This is a genomic window from Alistipes sp. An54 (assembly GCF_002159375.1).
In the GTDB taxonomy this organism is placed as follows: Bacteria; Bacteroidota; Bacteroidia; order Bacteroidales; family Rikenellaceae; genus Alistipes; species Alistipes megaguti.
Map to the genome: position 1 here is coordinate 1 of NZ_NFIA01000015.1, position 17,798 is coordinate 17,798.

The window sequence follows — 17,798 nt, forward strand, 5'->3', positions numbered from 1 at the left end:
GTATAAAATGTTTTGTTAAATCTTTAGCTCAAATCTCAAAGGTATTGTTTGAAATCACTCTTTTTCAAGAGTGGAAAACTTTAGCTGCTCAATCACTTCAAAGAACGCTGTTCGTATATCGCTATATGAACATTTCCTTATTCCTCCGGGGTTCCGATCGCTTCTCTCAGCCCTCCTTCGCCCCTGGACCGACCGCCGTTTTTTTTCAGCGGAAAGTGGTGCAAAGATAAACACTTTTTTTGAAACCTCCAAATCTTTTTTCAAGATTTCTTTTCGATTCGAAAACTTCCAGAACCCTCTCACTCGCATCTCGGTCATCGCTGACCTCCTTGCGGGCTGCAAAGGTAACAACCTTTTCCGAATCTTCCAAATCTTTTCGAAAGATCTTCTCAAAACGTCTCAGAACCTCGTCACTTCGGTCGAAATCCCGCGGCTGCAACCGCCGTCTCTCTCTCAAAGCGGGTGCAAAGATAAACACTTTTTCCCGTCCCCTCCAAATATTTTCCACACTTTTTTTGCCCCTCTTTTCGCCCAAATCGCAAACTCCACTATCCGTCAGGCAGTTACTTATGAAAATTTTTTAATATCTTTACCCGGACTAAACCTCGCAGAAAATGAAACGGACACTTATATATATAGCGACCTTGTGCGCGGCTTTTGCCTGCACGGCATCAGAGCCCGAAATCCGGACCGGCGATCTGTTGTTTGAGGTCGGCGCCACATCGGAGATGAGCGGAGCAATCACCGCCGCAACCGGAGACGACACCCAGGACATCAACCCCCTGCAGGCGCTCTCGCCAACGAAAACGAGTCGATCGACGTGCTGAAGGATGCTTCGGCCACGGCCATCTACGGGTCGCGCGATGCCAATGATGTGATCATCGTCAAGGCCAAGGGCGGCCATCGCGGAGAACAGACCTCGGTGGAGTTCGGCTACACGGTGAGCATCGCCAATCCGGTCAAGACCTACCGGCCGCTCAACAACGCCGAATACCTCGCCTTCCAAAGCGAAACGCTCCGCGGCGCCGCAGCCGCCCTGAAGGAGCAGGACCGGGAGGTGCAGCCGCCCCTCGTGGAGGGCTCCGTGCAGGAGGATCTTCACAGGCAGCTGGAGGGGGGGGGAGCAGATGGACTGGACGCCGCGTTGTCCCGGAGACAAAAGGGCCGGCAGCAAAAGCTGCCGGCCCTTTCCGTACTTCCGGAGAGTCACTCCGGGATTTCACCCGCCGGGCATCAACGCACGATGATCTGGAGCGTCGATGTCGGGTAGTTGCTGTCCTGAATAGTGATCGAACCGCCGTCGATGGCCTCCTTCTGCTCCTGCGTCACATAGAGGGTCTTCAGGTAGTAGCTGTGGAGCATGATGGTGGTGATGTTCGGGCAGCCCGTCACGTCGAGCCACTGCACCTTGAAGTAGGAGGAGGCGAAGGGCGTATCCAGTTCGATGGTCTGCACATTGGTTCCCGACACGGTCAGCGACTGGCTGAAGACCTTGTACGACGGATCATAGAACGTGGAGTCGAAATAAACATACCCGTCGGTGATCGGAGCATCGCCCAGAATAAGTTTCTCAAGCGGGTTGTTTGTCAAATACGACTTCTTTTTATTATCGTACGAGGTATAGAAAAGTTTCATGAAATTCGGATTACCGCTCAGGTCAAGCTCCGTGATATTGTTGGAACCGATTCCATCGGCGCTCAGATCGACCAGATTCTTAAACGCCTCAATACCCTGCAAAGATCCGATACCCTTCCTGTAGAGTGAGGGGAGCGTCGTTGCATTCTGCCCCTTCTCGGTAATCTGGCACTCGTCGCCCGAGATGAGCGTCACGTAGCCGTTGTCGATCAGGATCTGACGGAACGCCGCATCGGGGAAGTGCACACCCTGGGGCTTTTCGCCCTGGTTGACAAAGACCTCGACCAGTAGCGACTCGTCCTCGGGCGAAGTGATGCGGATGGTTCCGTTGCGGAAGGTCTCCGAGGTCGACTCGACGCGGAAGTTGAGCGTCTGCTCGACCAGATCGCCCGTATGGTCGGGATCGGACAGCAAGACGATCCACTCGTCGGACTCGACCGCCAGTTCGACGTTGCTGCGAAGCTGAAAGCCGATCTCCTGTCCCTCGACAGGCACCGCGAAGGTACTCTCGCCGATGAGTTCGAGCACCAGATTCTTGTGCTGGGTGATGACGGCCGTCCGCTCGTCACCTTCGGCGTTGGAGAGGATCAGACGCGCCTCACGCGCACGTCCCGTGGTGTTGGGATCGACCATAAAGTAAAGGAACGAAGGCTGCAGTTCGCTGCGCGAGGCCGCCGTCACGGCCGGATGCATCCAGTCGACCTCCTCCTCGAAGCGGCAGGAGGTCTGGCTCGACGACCACATCTTCACCCGCACATCCCCGCCTTCGGGTCCGAGTTCGAGGGTCCCCTCCCCCTCCAGATCGAGGACCGAACCGCCCAGCTGCGTGACGGTGAGGCGCTCTTCGCGGCTGCCGCACATGAAGGTAAAGGTTACGCTCCGCGACTCGAGCGACTCGTTGGGCTGCACCGTAAAGTTCACCTCGTCGCCATCCACGCCCTCCACGGCCGAGGGTTCGCACCACAACTGCCTTCCGGCGAGGCGCCATTCTCCGCTGCTTGCGACCGTCACGCGGCCGGCAGACTCGCCGCTCACCTCTCCGTCGGCCTCGAAGAGCAGCGTTCCGGTCGAGAGCGAAAGGGAGGCCACCGCCGTCGGTTCGTCGGTTCCGTTATCGTCGCCGCATCCGGTCCAGGCCACTGCGGCCAACAACATCCAAAATATCCTTTTCATCTTGCATTCCGTTTATAATTTAGACATTCCGGGCATCGGTTACCAATCCTTGGCGTGCGACTTGCCCGACCACACGACCTCATCGTCGTAAATATACTTGGCCACATCGCCCAGCGGCGTCTTCTGGCCGTTTCCGGCCTTGAGGTTGTAGACCATCTGCAGGCCATATCCCTCCCGGCGGTTGTATTGGATATTCTCAGGATTCGACTCTCCCTCATAGGTCATGTCGAGCGATCCGACACCCCACTGGCTGCGGGTCATGCCGAGGTGGAGCACGTCGTAGAGGGCGCCGTAGTCGGTATAGGCATAGTCGATGAAGTCTCCGGGGCGCACGCCGTCGATCATCATGTTGAAGCCCCTGCCGTCGCGGCCCATCGCCTGGCCGATCTGATAGACCGTCACCAGTTTGTCGGGCATCAGCCGCTTGACCTCGTAGAGCAGCCGCGCATAGGGAGCCGCTCCGTATTCGACGCATCCCGGGCGGATCGGGAACTGGCTGTAGCTCGAATACTCGTCGTCGAAGTCTACGCCGTCGAGGCCGTAGCTCTCGACGATCGCCCGCAGCTCCTCGGCGAAGAGACGCGCGGCCTCGTCCGAAAGGTTGGCCACTCCCGTACCGTCGCCGTTTCCGAGGATCGTCAGGCTCACCCGCATGCCGGCATCCTGCAGCGGCTGGATGTACTTGTCGCGGTTGGCAAGGATGTGCTGCACGTTGGGGTTGAGCACCACGCCGACACGTCCCTCCTCCTCGATCCAGTTGATGTTGGCGGCGAAGAGGTTGACAATGTCGAAGAGCGGTTTGTCATTGCGTTTGCAGCTCCATTCGAGGGCGTTCAGCGGGTTGTTCCCGTTGACCTCCACATAGCAGACCGTGATCATACCCGTATCCTTCTGCGTCGAGGGTCGTTCGCCGAGGACCTTCACCCAGAAGATACAGGAGTCTTCGGATTCGGAGATCCCGACGCCATCGGTCTCGGAGGTCAGCCTCAGGGGCAGGCCGTAGGTCGTGCCGACGGCCAGGTCGTCCGACGGGTCGACCCACACCTGCAGCGGATCGGAGAGGGTGGTCTGCGGGCCCACGAGCAGCGCTCCGTCGGCTTCGAGGCGGACGGCCGAGGTCGGCACGGCATCGAAATCGGTGGCATTTGCCTCGTTGTATTCCTCCAGGAGCGTTTCGTCGTAGACGAGTTTCAGGTCGACGGCCTGCCCGGCGGCGGCGCTCAATACCACGCGCACCTCGCCCGTAACGGGTTCGGTCCGCAGTTCGAGCGTGGCCCCGGCAGCCCCGGCGGGGTTATAGAGTGCGCAGATGTTCTTCCCGACGATCTCCATACGCCCCTCGTCGACCGAGCTGGGGATGATCTCGTCGCTCGTACATGCGGCCAGGGCCAACCCTGCGCCGCAGCCGAGCCACAGATTCCAGATGATATTTTTCTTGCAGTTCATAGCGAAACAATCCATTTTAGGTCCATCAATCAGTTTTCATCGGCACCGCCTTCGGGAGTGCCTGCAGCCTCGGGCAGCGACACGGAAGTCCACTTCAGCGCAGCATGGGCCTTTCCGCTGTTGCCGTTTCCGGTGTGGTCGCGGATGGTCTCCCCGGTAGCCTCGTCAAATTTCCAGTAGGCGACCAGCCCCTCGCTCTCGGGATCCACCTCGTAGACGTTGGCGGCAATCTCCTCCTGCGAGCGGACGACGTTCCAGACGCGGCACTCGGTGATGTCGCCGTCGAGTTCGCGGCCCGAGGTGTAGGAGTAACCGATGTTGAATCCGTAGACCTCCCTGCTGGGGTTGACGTAGGGGGTTCCCAGATTGACCGCCTTGAACGTATTGCCGCTCTTGTCGATGGCCACCTGCCCGTCGATGTAGAGGATCATGCGTCCGGAGGCGACGTCGCACGTCAGGGCGATATGGGTCCACTTCTCGGCGGGGATCAGACAGGTCGCCGCCTCGCTGAAGTTGCTCGTTCCGTAGGGGGTCGGCAGGACGACCTGCAGCTGGTTGGGAGCCAGCCCGTTGTCGCTGATACGGATCAGGCAGTGTCCCTCGATGCCCATGACGGTCTTGATGCCGGCGTCGAGCACCGTGCTGCGGCAGCGGATGAGCGCCTCGAGGGTGAAGGCCTCCAGGTTGTCGAGGACCTTGCAGGAGGCGGACTCGCCGTCGAGCACCTCGTCGAAGGCGATGTAGTTGCCCTCGGAGAGCGTGGCCACGACGTTGATGATGGCGGCGCCCTGCAGCACGTAGTAGACCGTGCGGGCGCTTGCGAGCCGGGCCAGTCCGTCCGACGAACTCATCGAGACGGGCAGCACGTGAAGCGCTTCGGTGTCGAGGCGGTCGAGGTCGTGGAAACGGACCGTGACCTGCTCCGAGCGGTTCGTTCCGGCAGCGATGAGGGCTTCGGCCCCCTCGATCTCGTAGAAGTCGGCGGGGAGCATCGCGGCCGACGCCCCGTACCGGCGGTTGTAGTCCGCCACGCGGCTCTCGTCGGCGGCAAAGAGGAGCGTCACGTCGCGGTCGACGGGTTTGGGCGTCGTGGCGTAGAACGAGCGTTCGTCGGAGAGCGTGGTCTGCTTGACGAAGATCGTCGAGACCTCGGAGCTCTGCTCGATGGAGACGCGGTTTTCGAAATCGCCGAACGGTGCGGGTTTGTCATCGCAGGCCGCCAGGACGAGCAGCAGCGCCAGCGGCGCAAGTATTTTCATGGATTTCATGGAATTCAGTTTTTGGGCGAAGGATTAAGCATGTCGATGGCCTCCTTGGTGTATCGGTAGATCATCGAGGAGTTGAAATAGTCGTACTGCACGTTCATGATGCCGATACCGTTCTTGTCGACCTCGCCCGGGAGGAGCATCCACTCGGCGAGGGCCCCGACGGCGCGGACCGAGGCTCCGGAGGCGTCGGTGACATATCCGAAATCGGTCGAAGCGGGCTTGACGGCCGAGACGAGCCATACGAAGCGGTCGGTGGGCACACCGGTGTCGCACATCCGCCGGGCCAGCGTACCGAAGTCGTAGACCGTCGCGGCGGTCAGGCAGCGGACCACCAGCCAGTCGCAGTCCTCCAGCACCGACTTGTCGGTCAGGTTCTGGGGATTTCCCTCGAAGAGGAGCAGTTTGTCGGGATGCTGCTCCGTCCAACGCTTGAGCGCCTCCACGACCACGGCCTCACGGCCGGCCTGGAGTTGCCGCTCCTCTTCGGTCATGAAGACCGTACTCCTGGGTTCGTAGCAGACCGTCAGTCCGTCGAGTGCATCGGCCTCGATGTCGGCCATCCGGGCGGCGAGCTGCTCCCCGAGCCAGGGTGCGAAGCCATCGGCCGGGGTCTGCTCCCCGCCGTCGCCCTCCTCCTGCTGTGCGGCATTCTCCCGGGCTGCCTCCCAGACGGCATAAAGGGCGCTGCAGTCCACGGCCCCGATCACGCGGGTGCCCTTTTCACGGAGCGCGGCGACCTGCTCCGCTTCCGAGGCGGTGAGCCGGCCGGCATCCATCAGCGCCACGACATCGACGCTGTCGGGGACATCGGAGAAGAATCCGCCGCGGCTGGCGGGTTGTTTGAGCGAATTGTCGAACCAGACGATCGTCCGGCAGTGCTCTCCGGCCTTGTAGGCACGCAACGAGGCCAGATAGCGGGCGTAGAGTTCGGGATCGTTCTCGCCGAAGGCGGGATCCTTGACTCCGATTTTCTCGTTTTCGGTCCAGTCGTCACACGAGACGGCAAACAGAGCTCCGACCAGGAAAACGACGCTGCAAAGGTTATAGATCGTTCTTTTCATGATTTCCAGGATGCGTGTTAGAGTTTGTCTTTACAATCCCACCAGAGGCGCGTGGCCATGTTGTCGGGGCCGCCGAGCATCTCGTTGACGGCGGCGTTGACATGCTCGGAGTTCTCGCGGTACTCCTCGTCGGGATAGGGCATGCGGCGAGCGAATCCGCCCTCGGCGATGATGCCGCCGCTCCGGTTGTTCGTGGCGGGCATCAGGCGCGGATATCCCGTCCGGCGGAATTCGCACCAGGCCTCGAATCCGAGGGGATAGATCGCCAGCCACTTCTGGGTGATGATCTGCTCGAGATTGATCTCGAAGTTGCCGCGCTCGTCCCACTTGACGGGGATGGTGGCCGTTCCGGAGGTGTTGCTCTCCTTGCCCAGCGGATCGACGTACGACTCGGGGATGCGGAGGCTCTGGGTATACTCCTGGGCCCCCGAGACGCCCCACTGCTCGAACGAGAGGGCGATGCCCTTCTCATACCAGGACTTGGCATCCTCCCGGGCGCCGTACCAGCCGCGCAGGGCCGCTTCGGCCTTGAGGAAGGCCACCTCGGCGGCATTCATCCACATCAGCGGCGAGGTGTAGTCGACGACCATGTTGGAGTACTGGCGCGACTCGCTGGGGATGCTGATGCCCGAGCGCAGGCCAATGTAACCGTTGGTGATCGACGAGGAGGTGAAGGTCGACGTCGTGAAGTACTTCTCGCGGCGGGGATCCTGGTATCCGTTCATGTAGGAGGTGATGTCGGCCGAGACGCGCGAGTCGCCGCCGTTGTAGTCGTACATGACCACGCGGAAGGGGTTCCGCTGGGCCGGGATGGCGGCGTTGTCACTGTTTCGGTCGATGACGCCTCCGGCATCGGAGAGGGCCTCGCGGACCTTGGCCTCGGCCAGTTCGGGCGCCACGTAGCTCAGCCGCATGGCGATGCGGAGCTTGAGCGAGTTGCCGAAACGGATCCACCGGGCGATGTTTCCGCCGTAGACCTTGTCGGCCGTCTCCTTGAGCGAGGCCGAGGCGTGGGCCGTCAGGACGGAGAGGGCCTGGTCGATCTCCTCGAAGAGGCGGTTGTAGACCTGCTCCTGCGAGTCATAGGGGGCCGTAAGGCCGCCGTCGGCGCCGATCTGCGAATAGGGAATCGGGCCGTAGGTATCCGTCACGCGGTGCATGGCCGCGGCGCGGACCAGAGCGGCGACCGAAAGGGCCACCTCGTCGTCCGAATTGGTCTTGAGCTTGGTGTAGGCGTTGTAGACCTCGACGACCACGCGGTTCATCATCACGCGCGTCCAGTCGTTCGTGGGGTTGAAGATCGAGATACGGGTCGTGTGGCCGGGGTTCGAGTCGGCGGTGAAGCCGCCGAGGGCCCCGCCCAGCAGGATGTCGGTGAACTGGTGGGTATTGACATCGAGCGGAATGACCCATCCCTGCATGCCCGAGAGCGTGGAGGTGACGACGTAGTTGTCATTTCCCATGTCCTCCTTCGAAGCGGCATAGGGATCCTTGTTGATATCTTCGAAGCCGCCCGTGCAGGCTGCCAGACAGCAGGCCGGCACCAGCACCAGCCGACGGGCGATATTCCGGAATTGTATCATGGTCATAAGCGTTTTTTAGAATTTGAGACGGAGGTTGAACCCGATGTTTCGCGTCGAAGGCATCATGAAGTAGTCGATACCCTGGTAGTAGTTGCCCGTGGTGGCCACCGATTCGGGATCGAACGGGGCCTTGCAGTAGATCATCCAGAGGTTGCGGCCCACGAGCGAGAGGGTGATGTCGCAGACGTTGCCGAGCTTCTCGCGGGGAATGGTGTAGCCGATCGAGGCCTCCTGCAGGCGGAAGTTCGTGGCCGAGTAGGTGTAGTACTGGGGCAGGCTCTTTCCGCCGACCACCTCATACCAGTTGTAGGCCGGGATAAGCGAGTTGCCGTTGATCCACACGCCGCCGGCATCACGCGCCGCAGCCGAATCCTCCGAGACGCCGAAGTAGTCGAGATAGGACTGCGTGGCCGAGTAGACAATGCCGCCCAGCCGGGCCGTGAGCATGAACCCGAAGTTGAAGTTGCCCCACTTGAAGTCGTTGCGCCAGGCCATGTTGGCCTTCGGGAAGACCGAACCGAGCTTGATGTCGTCGATGTTCTCCGAGACGGTGTAGATCTTGTTGTTCTCGTCGACATAGATGTTTCCGTTGGCATCGCGCTGGAGGTCGATGATCGAGTAGAGGTCGCCGAGCGACCCGCCCTTCTTGAGGATGAAGTGGGCCTGGTTCAGGCCGCCGACATCGAGGCGGTCCTTGGTGATGATCTGCCCGGTCTCGGGGTGGCGGTAGTTGTCGACCAGTTCGAGGATGCGGTTCTCGTTGGAGGACATGGTGAAGTTCGACGACCACGAGAACCTGCCCCACTCGTTGCTGTAGCCCAGGGCGAGCTCGACACCGCGGTTGCGCACCGATCCGGTCTGCACGTAGAGGGTCGAGTAACCCGACGAGACGGAGATCTGCGGGTCGAAGGTCTGGTTGTAGGTCTTCGTGTTGTAGTAGGAGACGTCGAGGTTGAAGTGCCTGAGGAAGCGCATCGTCAGACCCACCTCCCACGAATCCGTACGCTCGGGCTTGAGGTCATAGAACGGGTAGTTGGTGTTGGTTTTCCACACCTTGTTGTCGGCATCCCACACATAGACGGGATTAGCCAGGAAACGGGCGAAGGGAAGGCCCACCGAGGCCCACGAACCGCGGACCTTCACGTAGGAGAGCTCCTCGGGCATGTTGGGGATCAGCTGCGAGACGACCACCGAGGCGCCGACCGACGGATAGAAGAACGACGACTTGACCGACTGCGGACCGGCCAGCTGCGAGGGCCAGTCGTTGCGGCCCGTGAGGGTGAGGTAGTAGGTGCCCTTGTAGCCGATTTCGGCCGAGGCGAAGAGCGACTGATACTGCTCGCGCCATCCGGACTGTTCGCGGGAGACACGGGTGTCATCGAGTTGGAAGACGTTGAAGACGTTGGCCAGACCCGATTCCATGATGGGGCCGCGGTTGAGGAACGAGTCCTGCTCGATGTTGGAGATGACGGCACCGACGTTGGCCTGGAGCGTCCAGTCGTCGCCGAACGACTTGTTGACGTTCACCAGCACGTCGCCGTAGGTCTGCTGGTCCTCGGTCTTGGTGATGCCGTAGAGTCCGTTGCTCGAACCGTCGATGATCGTCGAGTTCGACGTGGCGTAGAACTTCTCGGTGTAGTTGTTCACGGCGTTGTCGATGCGGATACGGCCCGACACCGAGAGCCAGTCGAGGATCTGATACGAAAGGTTGGCGTTGAGCATGTAGCGGCGCCGGTTGTTCTGACGCAGGTTGCGGTAGTTGATCCAGTAGGGGTTCTGCATCGTGAGGTTGCCGTCACCGATCCACTCGTCCCAGTCCTGGACGTAGATGCGGCGGTCGGCATCGTAATGCTCGAACATCCGGGCGCGTTCCCAGTCGTTGCCGCGCGGGAAGAGGTAGGCCGAGACCAGCGGGTTGGCATAGGTACCCTGGTTGGTCATGTTGAGATCCTTCTGGAGGATGTACGAAGCCCCGATGTCGAGGGTCATGCGGTCCTTGAGGAACGACGTGGTGTTGCGGGCCGTGAAGTTGTAACGCTCATAGCCGTTGTTGGGTACGATGCCGCGCGAGTTGACGGCCGAAGCCGAGAGATAGGTCTGGTTGCGGTCGGTACCGGTGGAGAGCGAGACGGTCTCGGTACCAATCACGCCGGTCTGGAGATAGTCCTGGCGGGGGCTGTAGCCGAGCCGGTCCTGCGGATCGAGCAGGCTGCCCCAACTCATGTATTTCTGGCCTTCGGAGGCATAGATGTTGCCCGTGCCGTAGCGGTTCTGGAACTCGGGCATCCAGAATGCCGACACCACTTCGGTATTGCTCGTGACGGTCACCGAGGTATGCCCGGCCTTACCCTTCTTGGTGGTGATGACGATGGCGCCGTTCGAGGCGTGGCTGCCGTAGAGGGCCGCCGCAGCGGCACCCGTCAGCACCGAGATCGACTCGATGTCCTCGGGGTTGATATCGGCCACGGCCTCCGACGTACCGGCCGAGTCAAACTCCGTACCGCCCTCCCCTGCCAGGTTGTACATCGGCACACCGTCGATGACGTACAGCGCATTGGACGACTGGTCGATACCCTTCGTTCCGCGCATGACCACCTTCGAGGCGCCGCCCACACCCGACGACGAAGCATTGATATTCACGCCGGCGACCTTTCCGTTGAGCGAATTGATGAAGTTGACATCCTTGTTTGCGACGATATCCTCCGAGGCGACCTGCTGGACGTTGTACGACAGGGCCTTCTCCGAGCGCTTGATGCCGAGGGCCGTCACGACCACGGCATCGACGGCCTGCGCCTGCTCATGCAGGGTGAAGTCGATGCGCGTCCGGCTCCCGACGGGGCTTTCGGCAGGCTCATAGCCCAGGTAGTTGACCGCCAGCACGGCCGTAGCCGCGGGGGGGGGAACTTGCAGGGTATAGGCACCGTCGGCATCGGTACTGCTGCCGATGGTGGTCCCCTTGACCAGCACGGCGGCCCCGATAACCGGAAGCCCCTGCGCATCGGTCACACGGCCCGAGACCGTCACCGGTCCCTCAGGAGTCTTCTTGGCGGGGGTCAGCATGATGTGACTGCCGGATAGCTGCCAGGCCAAGCCGACCTGGGCCGTGAGCTGGTCGAGCACTTCGGAGAGGGGTTTCTCCTGGACGCGGAGGTCGATCCGGCGAGCCGGGTCGATATCCTGGTCCTTGTAGAAAAACATGAGCGAAGTCTGTTTTTCGATCTGAACGACGGCGTCATAGAGTGTCCCGTTGTCTACGGTGACACTTACGGGACGGGACAAGGGTCCGTCCTGGGCCAGAGCCGCCGGATTGCCTGCCAGGCAGGAAAAAATCAAGACCAGGCAGACAAGATTCCAAATTTTTTTCATAAATTTAAAACCTCTTTAAAGATTACGGAGATGCCACACACCACCGTCGTAGCAGCGACAGTGTGCATGAGCGTGATTTTTATTGGGATCGGGGCCGGTCGGGAATTCAGCAGTTCGACCGGCTTTTTTTTCGAATCCGCGGGAGCGGGATATGAGCGATCTGTCAAAGGATCATAGGCAGGTAAGGTTTAAGGTTCGACATTGTAGGCAGGTTATCGGATTTGGAGGCGTTTTTATCAGCGTTTGGAGAGGTAGTAGGTATCCCCGTCACGACGGATCGTCAGCACGTTGTCATGGTTCAGGATGTCGAACACTTCGCCGAGGCGTTCGTTGAGCGAGAAACTTCCCGTGCAGCAGATCTGCCCGACGGATTCGTCGGCCAGCACGATCTTCACCCCGTAGTAGTTCTGCAGGCGGGATGTGATCTGCGCGAGGGTCTGATTGCGGAAACGGTAGACCCCGTCGCTCCAGGACCGCTGGCGGTCGTAACTGTCGAGTTCCGAGAGGACATAGGAACCGTCGCGCCGGTCGTAACGACACTGGCGGTTGGGTTCGAGATTCACGGTCTGCACGACGCGCCCCTGGTCGTCGAGCAGGTCGAGCCCCACGGCGCCGGTCAGCAGGCTGACCGTATTGACCTGTTCGTTGGCATAGGCCTGGACGTTGAACGTCGTGCCGAGCACGCGGACGTTCTGCCCCCGGGCGTGTACGACAAAGGGGTGCCGGGGGTCGTGCTCAACCTCGAAATAGGCCTCGCCGTCGAGCCAGACCTCACGCAGATCGCGGGTAAACTTGGCCGGATAGCGGAGTTTCGAAGAGGCCTTCATGGTGACGCGGGTTCCGTCCGAGAGGACGAGGTCGGATTTGGTGCCGGCAGCCACCTGGATTTCGTTGTAGTGCGCCGTTCTGTCGAACAGGTCGCCCTGCCCGACGAACATTCCGACGGCAATCAGGGCTGCTGCCGCCGCGGCATACCCGCCGAGCCGCAGCCACCAGCCTCTTTTCGGGGTCTTGCCGGCCCCGGCACGCGGGGTTGCGGAGCATGCGAACTCCGGGCGGGCCATCAGGCGGCGACGCATGGCCTCGACATCCACCCCGGCATCAGCAGCCGACGGGCGGCCGGCATAGAGATGCTTCAGGCCGTAGAGCCATTCGGCGTTGTCGGCATCCTCGCGGATCCAGGCCTCGAGAAGGTCTGCCTGCTGCGGGGTGCAACAATCCTGCACGTAAGCGATGATGGCGGATTCGATGTCAGAAGAGAGGTTCATGCCGGTTTGGGTGTTGTGTTTATCTTTATAACACCCGAGCGTCCGGATTTTCGTATCGTTTTTCGGAAAAAATCAGAAAAAAGTGCAGAAAAGGGCTCCGATGGCTCCCACAAGCAGCAGCATTCGCCGGCGGAGGAACTGCAGCGCCTTGTAGAGTTGGGTATCGACGGTTCGGCGGGAGATGCGGAGCCGTTCGGCGATCTCGTCGCTCCTGAGGTTTTCGAACCAGGACAGGAGGAAGACCTCGCGACAGCGCTCCGGGAGGGAGTCGATCAATCCGTGGAGTCGGTCGGTGAGGCCATCGTGCTGTTCGTCGAGGATGCGGAGTTCGTATTCGACCTCTCCGAGTTGAATCTTCTCGAGGGAATTCCGGGCATACTTGTCGGCGACGAGGTTATGGCGGATCAGATTCCGGCAGGCATTCAGGACGCTGCGATAGAGGAGCGGCTGGAGCTGCGCCTCGGGGAGGCGGAAATGCCCTTGCTGCCAGCATCGCATGAAAACATCCTGCACGACATCCTCGGCATACTTCCCGTCAACGAATCGCCGGGCATAAACGACCAAGCGGGCCGCATACCGATAATATATGCGGTCGAAGTCGGCGAACTCGGGATCGAGGGGCCGATTCTCGTCATCCGGATATTTCCGAGGTTGGTCCAGATTCATTGCCCCACAAAAATACGTAAAATCCGGACATGCGGAAGCATTCGCCACATATTTTCGCCGGGATCTCCGCAGGGAGGGGGGATCGGGGAGTAACAGAAAGAGGCCGGCCCATTGCAGGGCCGGCCTCTGCCGTCTCCGGTCAGTTCTGCGGGAACCTGTCGGGATCAATCGACATATTCGATCTTGGCCGTATAGTCCTTGTCCACAGACACGGTTCCTTCCTGCGCACGACGCATCCTGATGACCATCTTGCCGTACTTGCAGTTGCGGGCCTTCACCGTGGTCAGGGCCGGACAATCCGAGACGTCGAGCAGCGTCAGCTGGGAGTTGTTCGACACGTCGACGGTCTGGAGTTTCGACGACGACACCCGCACGCCGCTGGAGTAGATCGTCGGATACCCCTGCGTCATCAGGCTGCCCGACAGGCTCAGCGTCGTGAGGTTCACATCCCCGAGGATAATCTCCTCGAGCGGGTTGTAGGACATCATGACGGTCTTCAGTGCCAGGTTTTTGCTCAGATCCAGATGCGTGATCTGGTTCATGGCGCAATAGAGCGTTTCGAGATTCTCGAACGCCTCGATACCGGTCAGATCGGCGATCTGGCATCCCGGGATGAAGTCGATCGAGGTGGCGGCCAGGCCGACTCCGGTCAGTTCGCACGAGGTGCTCGAGGCATCGAGGATGAAGCCTTCGCTGAACAGCGCATCGCGGAAGTTGGCATCGGGGATCTCGACGAGCTGCGCATTGGGGTTGAACTGGCTGATGAAGAGCGAAGCCTCCAGGTCACCGTCCGTCTGCCGGAAGGTCACCGTGGCATTGCGCGACGACTTGCCGGCCGCCACGTCGAAGGTCAGGACTTTGGACTCCAGCGCCCGTGTTCCGGGCTGCTCGACGAGCGTCACCCAGTCGCACGTCTCGGGAATGTCGATCGTATAGGGGACATTGGCCAGCACCTCGACCTCGATCCGATGCGCCTCAATGTCCTGGAACTCGAAGCGGTCGGGCGTAAGACGGATCCCGACATTCTGCTCTTGAGAGACATCGACCGTCACCGGTTCCATCCCTTCGGCCTCAAAGATGATCCGCGCCTCACGCGGCCCGTAGGTGTCGTTGGCCGGTACCTCGAAGTAAAGCCAATCCTCCGATACGCCGCGTGTCAGGTCGCCATTGTGGTCCACCAGCCAAGGAGTCTCGCTCTCGACGCGGTACGTATAGTCGAGATTCGACGCTACGACCAGCGTCACGTCGCCGCCCTCGGGTCCGAATCCGAACTCGCGCTGTGACCCTGCATCGAACAAACTGCTCGGCTGCTGGCTGACGGTCAGATCGACCGTGCGGCTGCCGCAGACAAAGGTGAAGGTTTCGCTGCGCAGGTCGTAACCGGAATTGGCATCGGCCGTGAAGGTAACCACATCGCCGTTCTGGCCGCGCTCCACCGAGGGATGGCACCAGGTTTTGCGGCCGGCAAGCCGCCACTCGCCCTCCGACTGAACCTTAACGTCGAACGATTCGCCCGCCGCCTTGAAATTCAGCTCCGTACAGTCGATCTCCACCCGGCCGCCATTGTCGTTGGCGACCTTCGAGTCATCGTTGCCGCAGGCGGTGGACAGAAGCGCCGCGGCCAGGAAAAATATCCATCTTTTCATTGTGATTCGCAGTTTTAGGTCATTACTACCAGTCCTTGGAGAAGAGTTCGCCGGTGAAGAGGATCTCGTCGTCGTAGAGCTCCGCGGCCATCATGCCGAACATCTCCGTATAGTCGTAGGGGCGCATGTTGTAGAGCAGATTGACGCCATAGCCGTCGTTGCGGAGCTGACGCATGCGCAGTTCGCTCGGGATCTGGTTCGAGGCGCCGCTCGTGATCGAGATGTCGTACGGGAAGGGGCCCCACTGCGACTTCTCCATGCCGAGGAAATCCTCCCAGCCGTCCAACAACGTATTGCCGTACATCGAATAGTAGGCATAGTCGACAAAGTCGCCGGGAGTCATGCCGCCGATCCGCTCGCTGAAGTTCAAGTAACGGCCGACATGGTATACGGTCAGCAGTTTATCGGGCATGGCGCGCTTGACCTCGTAGCACAGACGCGCGTAATTGGCGGCCGACGGCTCCTCAAGACCCTCGGGAGCAGTCCAGTTCGAATCCTCGTAGTAGCTGGCATACTCGTCGTCGAAGTCAATGCCGTCGAGCCCATAGGCGTCAACCACGCTGCGCAGCTGGGCCGCAAAGTCGGCCGCCTGCGCGGCCGAAAGGTTTGCCGGTCCCACATCGGTGTGGTTGCCCAGAATCGAGAGGCAGACCTTGATGCCCAAACGCTGCAGCGGAGCGATGTAGGTCTCCCGATTTTCGAGAACATGGGTCACATTCTCGTTCATATGGATGTAGGCCCGCTTCGAGACGGCATCGTAGTTGATGTTCGCCGCGAAGATGTTGACGATATCGACGATGGGCTTGCCGCTGTTTTTCAGCGTATACTGGGCAGCATTGAGCGGCGAGCAGTCGTTGACCTCGACATAGACGATCGTCCGTATGCCGCTCTCCTTGGCGCCGTCGGGACGGGCGCCGCCGTTGCGCACGACAAGCAGATGCCAGTCGGCGCCTTCATCCATGGCCACCCCGTCGGTTGAGACACTCGCACGCAGCGGCACGGCATACTCCACGGCGGGATCCACCCGCTCGTCCGTACGAAGCGTCACCGCCATCGGATGGGGCCGTTTGCCGGGAGCGACAACCAACTGTCCGTCGTCCTCGATCGAGAGCAGCTCTGCGGGGAAAAGTTCGTAATCGGTCCCCTGCTCCTCGTTGTAGCTTTCGAGCAGAGAGGGGTCGAGCTCGAGGCTCGCATCCACGGCCTTGCGGGGATTGCCCGTCAGCCCGAACTGGAATTCCACGACGGCCTTTCCGTCGTAGACCTCTACCGACGAGACGCTCTGCGAAGCATCCGAACGCCGCAGATAGCCGAAACTGCGATCCGTTTCGTTCCATCCCGCCGTATCGCCGCCCGGGAGCTGAATCTCCTCCGAGCAGGCCACCATCGCCACGGCCAGCAGCGGCATGAACCGCGCTGCTGCCGAGACGATTGCATTCTTATCTATTCTGAAGATCATGTTATGCTGTTTTAGGAAGTTTCCGACACACTATTTTTCGGGCAGTTCGACCTGCGTCCACTTCATTCCTTCGGGAGCCGTGGCATCGTTGCCATAGGGCGACCAGTCGCGGACGACATTGCCGGCTCCGTCGTTGAATTTCCAGTAGGCCACCAGATTCTCCGAGGCGGGATCGACCGTATAGAAGTGGTCGGGCGCCGCGATCTCGTCGGCCGTGAGCACGCGGTTCCAGATGCGCACCTCGGCAATCTCACCGGCCAGTTCGCGTTTCCGCTCATAGGAGTATCCGATGTGGAAACCGCGCGTGGACTGCTCCTGATCGATGGCGGCATAGGTACCCCAGTTGACGGCGCCGTATCCACACGTGCCCGAGGACTGGAGTTTTCCGTTGACATAGATGCAGAGCCTGCCGCTGTCGTAGGTCACGGCGATGTGTACCCACTCGTTGACCGGCAGGGCATTGGCGGCATTACCCACGGTGGGGAATTTGGCATAGGAGCCGTTGGTCACCTGAATCTGGTCCGAAGGGAACGAACTGTCACCGACGCGGATCAGGAACTTGCCCTCGACACCCATCAGGGTGGTGATCTCGCGGTCGAAGTTGCGGAAGCGGACCAGCGCCTCGGCCGTCATCTGCGTCATGGACGAGACGGGCGACGGATCCTTCCATTCGACATCGAGATAGCTGCCCTCGATATCGCCGACGACATTGATGAGGGCCGCTTCGCGGATCACGAAGAAGTTCACGCTGCGCGACGTGAGGATGTCGACGCCCGAGGCTTCGGTCAGCCGGACGGGAAGCACATAGGTCTGATCCTCTGAGAAATCCAGGGCGTCAAGGCCGACGAAGTTCACCGTACACTCCGAGGCGGAGACTCCACCGGCGGGAATCTCGGCCGTAGGATCGTCCATCCGGAAGTTCTCGGCCGGCAGCGGCAGGGCCGCGGCGGCATTTGCATCGTTATAGAGAGATACGAGGCTCTCGTCCGCGCTGTAGGTGAGCGCCACGGGCTCGTCGACGGGCTTGGCCGTGCGGGCAGCCAGAAGCCCCTCCAGTTCGGAGGTCTCTCGCTCGACGAGCAGCCGGACGGGCGTCACGTCGGTCATGAAGACGCGGTTGTCGAATGGCGTACGATCGGGATCCTCGCGCTTGCACCCCGACGCCAGCACGGCGGCCGTCAGCACGACCGTGCCACAAACAGTTGCATAGGATGATTTCATCGGATG

At 60.6% G+C, this 17,798-nt stretch carries 15 protein-coding genes; 3 read left to right on the forward strand and 12 right to left on the reverse strand.

Annotated elements, in window-relative coordinates; genetic code table 11:
* A partial coding sequence (locus B5G09_RS14215) for a hypothetical protein (RefSeq protein ID WP_206384444.1) occupies positions 1-230 on the forward strand: 230 nt, incomplete at its 5' end.
* Here the strand turns inward: B5G09_RS14215 and B5G09_RS11740 are convergent.
* Complete coding sequence (locus B5G09_RS11740; RefSeq protein ID WP_087405307.1) at positions 206-508, reverse strand: hypothetical protein; 303 nt, start codon at positions 506-508, stop codon at positions 206-208. The two genes, B5G09_RS14215 and B5G09_RS11740, sit on opposite strands and share 25 nt — an antisense overlap.
* 106 nt (positions 509-614) lie before the next feature.
* Here B5G09_RS11740 and B5G09_RS14220 point away from each other — a divergent pair, with 106 nt between their 5' ends.
* The gene (locus B5G09_RS14220; RefSeq protein ID WP_206384445.1) at positions 615-827 is read left to right on the forward strand and encodes a hypothetical protein; all 213 of its coding nucleotides are present in this window, start codon (positions 615-617) and stop codon (positions 825-827) included.
* A complete protein-coding gene (locus B5G09_RS14105) occupies positions 821-1,270 on the forward strand; it encodes a hypothetical protein (RefSeq protein WP_087405309.1) in 450 nt (149 codons plus the stop codon). The genes B5G09_RS14220 and B5G09_RS14105 overlap by 7 nt, the downstream gene beginning before the upstream one ends.
* On the opposite strand, the gene B5G09_RS11755 is transcribed toward B5G09_RS14105, so the two are convergent.
* The 11 genes from B5G09_RS11755 to B5G09_RS11805 form a co-directional block, all read right to left on the reverse strand.
* A complete protein-coding gene (locus B5G09_RS11755) occupies positions 1,234-2,808 on the reverse strand; it encodes a BACON domain-containing protein (RefSeq protein WP_087405310.1) in 1,575 nt (524 codons plus the stop codon). The two genes, B5G09_RS14105 and B5G09_RS11755, sit on opposite strands and share 37 nt — an antisense overlap.
* A gap of 39 nt (positions 2,809-2,847) precedes the next feature.
* Positions 2,848-4,254, reverse strand: a complete 1,407-nt coding sequence (locus B5G09_RS11760; protein ID WP_162608272.1) for a DUF1735 domain-containing protein — start codon at positions 4,252-4,254, stop codon at positions 2,848-2,850.
* A gap of 29 nt (positions 4,255-4,283) precedes the next feature.
* The gene (locus B5G09_RS11765) at positions 4,284-5,522 is read right to left on the reverse strand and encodes a DUF1735 and LamG domain-containing protein (RefSeq protein WP_087405312.1); all 1,239 of its coding nucleotides are present in this window, start codon (positions 5,520-5,522) and stop codon (positions 4,284-4,286) included.
* Positions 5,523-5,527: 5 nt separating this feature from the next.
* Positions 5,528-6,583, reverse strand: coding sequence for a glycoside hydrolase family 18 (locus B5G09_RS11770; RefSeq protein WP_087405313.1), 1,056 nt, complete (start codon positions 6,581-6,583; stop codon positions 5,528-5,530).
* A gap of 17 nt (positions 6,584-6,600) precedes the next feature.
* Entirely contained in the window at positions 6,601-8,172 is a 1,572-nt protein-coding gene (locus B5G09_RS11775) for a RagB/SusD family nutrient uptake outer membrane protein (protein ID WP_275531978.1), read from the reverse strand.
* Between the two features lie 9 nt (positions 8,173-8,181).
* Positions 8,182-11,532: a SusC/RagA family TonB-linked outer membrane protein gene (locus B5G09_RS11780; RefSeq protein WP_087405315.1), complete on the reverse strand. Its 3,351-nt coding sequence runs from the start codon at positions 11,530-11,532 to the stop codon at positions 8,182-8,184.
* A gap of 236 nt (positions 11,533-11,768) precedes the next feature.
* On the reverse strand, positions 11,769-12,800 hold the full coding sequence (locus B5G09_RS11785; protein WP_087311301.1) for a FecR domain-containing protein: 1,032 nt from the start codon (positions 12,798-12,800) through the stop codon (positions 11,769-11,771).
* A 72-nt stretch (positions 12,801-12,872) separates the two neighbouring features.
* Positions 12,873-13,466, reverse strand: a complete 594-nt coding sequence (locus B5G09_RS14110; RefSeq protein WP_162608273.1) for an RNA polymerase sigma-70 factor — start codon at positions 13,464-13,466, stop codon at positions 12,873-12,875.
* 164 nt (positions 13,467-13,630) lie between these two features.
* Positions 13,631-15,112 carry a BACON domain-containing carbohydrate-binding protein gene (locus B5G09_RS11795; protein WP_087405316.1) on the reverse strand — a complete coding sequence of 494 codons (1,482 nt, stop codon included), beginning with the start codon at positions 15,110-15,112 and terminating at the stop codon, positions 13,631-13,633.
* Positions 15,113-15,137: 25 nt separating this feature from the next.
* A complete protein-coding gene (locus tag B5G09_RS11800; RefSeq protein ID WP_087405317.1) occupies positions 15,138-16,571 on the reverse strand; it encodes a DUF1735 domain-containing protein in 1,434 nt (477 codons plus the stop codon).
* 30 nt (positions 16,572-16,601) lie between these two features.
* Positions 16,602-17,792 carry a LamG-like jellyroll fold domain-containing protein gene (locus tag B5G09_RS11805; protein ID WP_087405318.1) on the reverse strand — a complete coding sequence of 397 codons (1,191 nt, stop codon included), beginning with the start codon at positions 17,790-17,792 and terminating at the stop codon, positions 16,602-16,604.
* Positions 17,793-17,798: the final 6 nt, after the last annotated feature.

What these genes read in the sequence shown, in the direction of transcription:
- B5G09_RS14220 (WP_206384445.1), top strand. Translation starts at nt 615, where the DNA reads ATGAAACGGACACTTATATATATAGCGACCTTGTGCGCGGCTTTTGCC.
- B5G09_RS11755 (WP_087405310.1), bottom strand. Translation starts at nt 2,808, where the DNA reads ATGAAAAGGATATTTTGGATGTTGTTGGCCGCAGTGGCCTGGACCGGA.
- B5G09_RS11760 (WP_162608272.1), bottom strand. Translation starts at nt 4,254, where the DNA reads ATGAACTGCAAGAAAAATATCATCTGGAATCTGTGGCTCGGCTGCGGC.
- B5G09_RS11765 (WP_087405312.1), bottom strand. Translation starts at nt 5,522, where the DNA reads ATGAAATCCATGAAAATACTTGCGCCGCTGGCGCTGCTGCTCGTCCTG.
- B5G09_RS11770 (WP_087405313.1), bottom strand. Translation starts at nt 6,583, where the DNA reads ATGAAAAGAACGATCTATAACCTTTGCAGCGTCGTTTTCCTGGTCGGA.
- B5G09_RS11775 (WP_275531978.1), bottom strand. Translation starts at nt 8,172, where the DNA reads ATGACCATGATACAATTCCGGAATATCGCCCGTCGGCTGGTGCTGGTG.
- B5G09_RS11780 (WP_087405315.1), bottom strand. Translation starts at nt 11,532, where the DNA reads ATGAAAAAAATTTGGAATCTTGTCTGCCTGGTCTTGATTTTTTCCTGC.
- B5G09_RS11785 (WP_087311301.1), bottom strand. Translation starts at nt 12,800, where the DNA reads ATGAACCTCTCTTCTGACATCGAATCCGCCATCATCGCTTACGTGCAG.
- B5G09_RS14110 (WP_162608273.1), bottom strand. Translation starts at nt 13,466, where the DNA reads ATGAATCTGGACCAACCTCGGAAATATCCGGATGACGAGAATCGGCCC.
- B5G09_RS11795 (WP_087405316.1), bottom strand. Translation starts at nt 15,112, where the DNA reads ATGAAAAGATGGATATTTTTCCTGGCCGCGGCGCTTCTGTCCACCGCC.
- B5G09_RS11800 (WP_087405317.1), bottom strand. Translation starts at nt 16,571, where the DNA reads ATGATCTTCAGAATAGATAAGAATGCAATCGTCTCGGCAGCAGCGCGG.
- B5G09_RS11805 (WP_087405318.1), bottom strand. Translation starts at nt 17,792, where the DNA reads ATGAAATCATCCTATGCAACTGTTTGTGGCACGGTCGTGCTGACGGCC.